9 protein-coding genes are annotated in these 5,803 nt (G+C 70.9%); 1 reads left to right on the forward strand and 8 read right to left on the reverse strand.

Annotation, left to right across the window (positions count from 1 at the left end):
• Positions 1 to 31 precede the first annotated feature (31 nt).
• From KPL57_RS64120 to KPL57_RS64155, 8 genes are all read right to left on the reverse strand, one after another.
• Entirely contained in the window at positions 32 to 502 is a 471-nt protein-coding gene (locus tag KPL57_RS64120) for a helix-turn-helix domain-containing protein (RefSeq protein ID WP_226359327.1), read from the reverse strand.
• Positions 480 to 659 (reverse strand): hypothetical protein, encoded by a 180-nt coding sequence (locus tag KPL57_RS64125; RefSeq protein ID WP_226359328.1) that lies wholly within the window; start codon positions 657 to 659, stop codon positions 480 to 482. The genes KPL57_RS64120 and KPL57_RS64125 overlap by 23 nt, the downstream gene beginning before the upstream one ends.
• 213 nt (positions 660 to 872) lie before the next feature.
• Entirely contained in the window at positions 873 to 1,067 is a 195-nt protein-coding gene (locus KPL57_RS64130; protein WP_226359322.1) for a hypothetical protein, read from the reverse strand.
• A 236-nt stretch (positions 1,068 to 1,303) separates the two neighbouring features.
• Positions 1,304 to 2,146 (reverse strand): C40 family peptidase, encoded by an 843-nt coding sequence (locus KPL57_RS71585; RefSeq protein ID WP_226359329.1) that lies wholly within the window; start codon positions 2,144 to 2,146, stop codon positions 1,304 to 1,306.
• The gene (locus KPL57_RS64140; protein WP_226359330.1) at positions 2,121 to 3,347 is read right to left on the reverse strand and encodes an ATP-binding protein; all 1,227 of its coding nucleotides are present in this window, start codon (positions 3,345 to 3,347) and stop codon (positions 2,121 to 2,123) included. Before KPL57_RS64140 ends, KPL57_RS71585 begins: the two co-directional genes overlap by 26 nt.
• Positions 3,344 to 3,997 (reverse strand): hypothetical protein, encoded by a 654-nt coding sequence (locus tag KPL57_RS64145; protein ID WP_226359331.1) that lies wholly within the window; start codon positions 3,995 to 3,997, stop codon positions 3,344 to 3,346. The genes KPL57_RS64140 and KPL57_RS64145 overlap by 4 nt, the downstream gene beginning before the upstream one ends.
• Entirely contained in the window at positions 3,994 to 4,722 is a 729-nt protein-coding gene (locus KPL57_RS64150; protein WP_374203994.1) for an SCO6880 family protein, read from the reverse strand. Before KPL57_RS64150 ends, KPL57_RS64145 begins: the two co-directional genes overlap by 4 nt.
• Positions 4,676 to 5,101, reverse strand: a complete 426-nt coding sequence (locus KPL57_RS64155) for an SCO6880 family protein (RefSeq protein WP_226359333.1) — start codon at positions 5,099 to 5,101, stop codon at positions 4,676 to 4,678. The genes KPL57_RS64150 and KPL57_RS64155 overlap by 47 nt, the downstream gene beginning before the upstream one ends.
• Positions 5,102 to 5,280: 179 nt before the next feature.
• On the opposite strand from KPL57_RS64155, the gene KPL57_RS64160 reads away from it, so the two are divergent.
• Complete coding sequence (locus KPL57_RS64160; RefSeq protein ID WP_226359334.1) at positions 5,281 to 5,454, forward strand: hypothetical protein; 174 nt, start codon at positions 5,281 to 5,283, stop codon at positions 5,452 to 5,454.
• The last annotated feature ends 349 nt before the right edge of the window (positions 5,455 to 5,803 follow it).

Raw genomic sequence — 5,803 nt, forward strand, 5'->3', positions numbered from 1 at the left:
CACCCCCCCCCAGCCTGCAGATCTTCGATGTTCAGGCCCTCGGACTGGACCGTTCCCGACGCCGCCGGACACCCACCGAGCCTCTCGCTGGGACACCCACCGAGCCCTCCGCGTCGGGCCCGGTCCCCGGTCCCGGAACGGGGACGGCGACCGAGGGATAGGCGCTTTCAAACAGCGCGTCGAGCTCTTCGATCTCGGCCTGGGCCTTCGCCTGGGCCGCCGCCAGCTCGCGGCGCTGAAGCTCCGAGAGCATCACCCGGTAACCGTTCGAACTCTGCGACCGGTTCGCCCGATACCGACGCACCACCCGCACCAGACCCAGCGCCCGCAACTCCCGGATCGCCCGCTGCACCGTCGACCGCGACGACCCCGTCTTCCGCGCCAACAGCCGAACACTCGGCCAACACACATTCGTGTCGTCATCGACGTTCACGTGATCCGCGAGCGCCAGCAGCACCATCCGCTCCCGACCTCCAAGATCAGACCGGAACACCGCCTCCATCGCCTTGACGCTCACCGCGCACCCCCGCCCAGGACGAAGCGGCCAGGCCAGCCGGCACAAACGGGGCAACCACCACCGGCAGCGAGTACAGCTGGTCGAGGTCGAGGTCGAGGTCGAGGTCGAGGTCGAGGGGGGTCTCGACGCTTCGGCGGGTCATGGTTAGAGTGCCCCTTGCAGTTGGGACCAGCAGCAGCAGCGGCTAAACCAGCAGCAGCAGCGGCAACGCTGATCATCGGTGGCTGCGGCGCCCTTTCCCTTTGCCAAAAGTTCGGGGCGCCGCAGTCATGGACTGTGAGCTGAGCGTAGCGGGCCGGGGTCCGGTCAGGATCGCCCGCACCACCTATCCCAGGATCGTGCCGGTCCACCGGGCCTACGCCGCCCGGCCCGTGCTGCGGTGGTCGCCGGCGGTGGGCGTGAGCCAGTAGGTCGCGCAGTCGCTGCAGACCAGTGCCTCGGCCGGGCCGAACATCACCGTTCGCGGTTCGTGGTCGCATGCCGGGCACCGGTAGCCACCAGCGGTGTCGTCCCACCGCAGACCGAGCGCGTCGGTCGTCGGGAAGCTCAAGTGGTTGATCATGATCATGTCGTGTGGTCTCCGTCCTGGACGATGTCGTGTTCGCGGTGAGTGCGACCGGGCAGACGACGGTGTGGGTCATGGCGTCGTGCCTGCCGCAGCAGCCGCAGGCGCCGGCGCGTTGGTCGGTGCGGGCGTGTGGACCCGGCGGATGTGAGTGATGTCACTTTCCCATTCGGTGAGTGGTTGTAGGACGATGCCCCTAGACGTGTCGTAGGCGTTGACGATCAGGCCGTGGCCGACATACATGCCGTTGTGCCGAGGATTCTCACTCGTGCCGAGTGAGCCGGGGATGAACACCAGGTCGCCGGCGCGATGTCCTGGAGGCGGACCGGTGTCCCGGCGTGTTTCTGGCTGACCGTCCCGGCGGGGAGCGCGACTCCGGCTGAGGCCCAGCTCGCGAGCATGAGTCCGGAGCAGTCGAAGCCGGCCGGGCCGGTCCCGCCCCACACGTACGGTTTCCCGAGCTGGGCCAGGGCGTAGCCGACCGCCGTCCGCGCTACGGGATCGGTGGGCGCGGTGAAGCCCGGTGGGAGCGTCGTCGCATCGACGACACCCGCACCGCCCGTGCGGAGTCCGGCGCCGCCGGAATCGGGGCAGGCATAGACCGTGGAAGCGAGCTGCGTGTTCGTGGCGACTGAGCTGTCGGTGCCCGGTGGTAGCGGTACCGGGTTGTCCTCGCCGACCCACAGCTGCTCGACCAGCGCCGCGGCCGGGCCTTCTTGCGGTGCGTAGCGGTCGGGGAACGCCGAACGCTGCACCGCCTGCGCAGCCGTCCCTGGTGCCATGCTCGCCCAGCCGGGCAGGGCGATCAGGCGGTCGAGGAAGGAGTCGGTGGCCGCGACCGGATTGAGCACCCGGGCGGGCGGGCCCCAGCCCTGGGACGGGCGTTGCTGGTAGAGGCCGAGGGAGTCCCGGTCGCCGTAGGCGATGTTCCGCAGCTGCGATTCGACGATCGCGGTCGAGACCGCGATCACCGCCGCCCGCCGCGGTAGCTGTCGTTCTACGATCCGGGCGACGATCGTCGCCGCGTTCTCAGTCTGCTCACCCGTCCAGTCGACACCGTCCACAGTCTGCCCGCCGCCGCCGAGTCCCCCGTCGGGTCCGCACCCGAAGCGGCCTCCGGCGATCCCGAGCGCCGCTACGACGGCGAGCCCGCCGATCGCGGCGGTCACCAGCAGCACCACCGACACCCCCAGGCCGCCCGCGACCAGCACGCCCCGCCCCACTACCGGCCCTCTTCGTCAACGTGTCGTTGACACCGTCGATCCCAGGGACGGTGCCGTCGGCCTCGCCGCGCTGGCCGCCGATGTCCGGGCCGCCGGTGCCGTTTGTGCTGTTCAGGGCCTCGACGCGAGGGTCGGTGCGCATGCCGGCGTCGGTGTCGAAGATCGTTTTTTCGGTGCCGGACAGGACGGTTTGGATTTTCATGCCGGGCCGGTTGTCGAGTTTCCACAGTGCCCGGCCCTGGGCGGCCATGGCCCATCCGGTGATCGCGGCCTGCTCGGTGCTCGACAGGCCGAGTTGGTCGGCGAGGTCGTCGGTGATCGCGTCCGATTGGCCGAGCAGGATTTTCGTCGAGCACAGCGCGAGGAAGTCCCGCGCGATCGCCGCCTCGTGCGATCCGGCGGCGCCGACGGCGTGGAGGTCGGAGGGCTGGTGCATGATCAACAGTTGGATGGTGCGATCACTGCGGGACAGGCGTAGGTCGGCGTTGATGGCCTGGACCGCGCGCAGGCCCAGGCCCATCTGGCGCCAGACCTCGTCGCGGACCACGATCCGCGGCGCACCACCCGCAGCCCCGCCGGCGCCGTCGCCGGCGGTGTTGTGCAGGGAAGTCAGCATCGACGACCACATCCCGAGACAGGTCAGGGCGACGTTCATGGCTTTGTCCCCGAGCGGATCGAGGCGTGAGAGGTCCATGGACTGGATGGGGGCGTCCCAGTCGAGGTCGAAGTTCGTCTCCGCATCGAACAGCCCGGCCAACGAGCCGGTGACCAGGTTCGACAGGGCGTCGGTGACGGAGCGGGTGGCGGTGGTGAACTCGGTGCGGTCCGCGAACCGGGTCCCGGTCCACAGGTCGGTGTCGGGGTCGGCGAGTAGTCCGGTGACCTGCGGGATCGTCACTGGGCGGAGCTGGTCGCTGCTGTGGTCGGCCCCGACCAGCTGGCGCAGGACGGCGTGCAGGACGTACTCGTCGGTCACCGACGGGACGTGGCCCTGGGCCGCGGCCAGCGACAGCAGCAGCCGGTTCCAGCGCCCGAGGATCACGTCGAGTTCGCGGCGTTGCCGCTCGGTGCTCCAGGCCGGCCAGTACGTACGTAGCGGTCCGAGGTCCAGGGCGTTGAGTCGGCGCGGTGACCCGGGCCGAGCGCGATCGGTTCGATCCCGAGTGCGCGCAGCACCGGCGTGTACTCGCCCTTCCGGTCACCGGAGATCAATGTTTTGAAGCCGAACGGCATCATCCGCAGGCAGAACGCACACACCGTCGAGGATTTCCCCCGCCCGGGCTTCCCGAAGATGATCATGTTCGGGTTGGTGACGATCTTTCGCAGGACCCATTCCGGTGGGTGGGTGTAGAAGGAGCCGCCGGTGGCGACGTCGTAGCCCATCCGGGCACCGACGGCGGGGACACCGTGCGCGGCCAGCAACGGGAACAGGCCGCCGATCTGGTCGGTCGTGGCCCGGAACACCGGCAGCCGGCGGGCGGCATCCACCGGGGCCCAGCCGCGGCCGTGGGTGCGGTGTCCGCGGCGCGGGTCGAGGTTCCAGGCGATGCCGTCATCGAGCCGGCCGGTCTCCGGCGGCGCCGGAACCGCGAGTTGTTCGGGTGTGAGGTCGGTGAACGCAGTCAGCAACTCGCCGGTGCTACGCGACACCGGAGCGCTCCGACGACGCCCCCGCCAGCTGAACGTGGTCATCGTTGCCACCTGCGGTTCGGCAGCCCGGGCAGCCCGTAGCCGACCGGGAGACATGCGGCGGCGAACGCGGCGTCCTGGGTGAGTTCCAAACGGAGGAGGCCGAAGCGGTCGGCGGCGTCGTTCTCGATCCCGGCCGCGGCGTCCTCGATGCCCCAGTCCGCCCAGTCCGACGGGACCGTGGTCGCGGCGGCGATGGTGTAACGGACCAGGGCGTGCCCGGCCGCCACAGCGGCCTCGTGGGCGTGCCCACCAGCGTGACGCTGCTGATCCTCCACCGTCGTCCCGAAACCGCGAGTCGCCTTCAGGTCGGCGATCAGGGTGTCGCGGAACCGGGTCCGGGCGACGTGTCGGCGGGCATGGGACGGATCGAGGACCTCGTAGTGGATCTGCAACGACCGCCGCTCCCCCGCCCGCCGCACCGCCAGCAGCGGGCCGAGGGACCCGAAGCTCGTGCCGCCGACCGGTGGCTGCACGGCATAGGCCACCGTCGCGAATCCGTCGTGGGCGTAATGCCGCGCCGCCGGGGTCGGCGCCAGCACCGGCCCGGCCATCGACCACGACAGATGCCCGGCCCGGTCCGGGCGAGTCAGCTGCTGATGCCGCAGATGCGCTGCGGCGGCCGGATTGAAACCGGTCCGGACCGCTTCAGCGACACCGGCGGAAGACAGCCAGGTCACCTCAGTGACACCGATACCGCGTAGCGCGTCGGCGACACCGTCCAACACGCGGTAGAGGGCATACGCGGGCCCGCCACGCCACGCCGCCGCCGCCGGCTTTCGCCGCCGGCGCGTCTAGTGAGTGCTCGGTCCCGCACACAGTCACGAACAGCTCCGTTCGCACCGACGCGGCGGCCACAGTCCGGTCGATCTCCGCAGCGATCTGCCGGGTCAGCTCGGGGGCGTCGTCGACCTCGTGCTGTTCGCGCCACAACGCATAGTCGGTGCCGTCATCGGGGACGGTGCGCACCAGCAGCGACACTCGGTCGATGACCTCGCGGTGCGCGACGCCGATCAACATCGTCCCGAGCTGCGCGGCCAGGCCCTCGGACTCGCCCGCCGACGCCATCGCCACCCCGGAGTGCGTGAGCCGCCCGTGATAGCCCACCGACCGTCGACGCTGTCCTGGATGAGACACAGGCGCTGGTCGGCCAGTGGTGGGCCGTCGTGGAACCGGAACCGGCCAACACGCCCGGCAGGTCCGGGGCGTCCGGGTCGTCGGCGCGCCCGGCCGCGGCCTTCGACTGCCACGCAGCCCAGCCCATCACAACTCCTCCTGCTGTGAACATGCACAGGTCAACCAGCCAGAACAGTGCGGGCCGGCCGCGGATCGGGACCGTCACCAACACCCACACACCGGCCGCGACCAGTAGCCAGCCGAACGCGGCGACCACCGCCCCGCCCGACCGCCACCACCACCGGCACACACGCCGCACCCACCACCACGGCTTGGCCGGTTGACAGGCCCGCGAGCCATCCGGCGCCTTCGCGGTGGTGCAGATTCCGATACATCCGCCCGGGCTCGGTCGTGGTCATCGGTCGCTCCCGTGTCCCGGCCGCGGCCGCGGCGGTGTCGTGGACGGCGGTGTCGTGGACGGCGGCGGCTTGGTGGGCGCCGGTCGGCCCTCCGGCGCCGGGCGCGGCGCCCGCTCCTGCTGCTGGGCGAGCCGTCCCAGCTCACGCCGCCGCTGCGCAGACTCACCACCAGCAGCGCCACCCGCAACCGCGCCAGCGCCAGCTGCTGCCGGTGTCGGGGATTCGGTCGGTCCTGGTCACGTGTCGCGGCCCGGCCCAGCTCCGGCGCCGGAGC

Source organism: Pseudonocardia sp. ICBG601 (assembly GCF_020496245.1).

Coding starts and splice junctions, on each gene's coding strand:
- KPL57_RS64120 (WP_226359327.1), bottom strand. CDS start 502: ATGGAGGCGGTGTTCCGGTCTGATCTTGGAGGTCGGGAGCGGATGGTG.
- KPL57_RS64125 (WP_226359328.1), bottom strand. CDS start 659: ATGACCCGCCGAAGCGTCGAGACCCCCCTCGACCTCGACCTCGACCTC.
- KPL57_RS64145 (WP_226359331.1), bottom strand. CDS start 3,997: ATGACCACGTTCAGCTGGCGGGGGCGTCGTCGGAGCGCTCCGGTGTCG.
- KPL57_RS64160 (WP_226359334.1), top strand. CDS start 5,281: ATGCACAGGTCAACCAGCCAGAACAGTGCGGGCCGGCCGCGGATCGGG.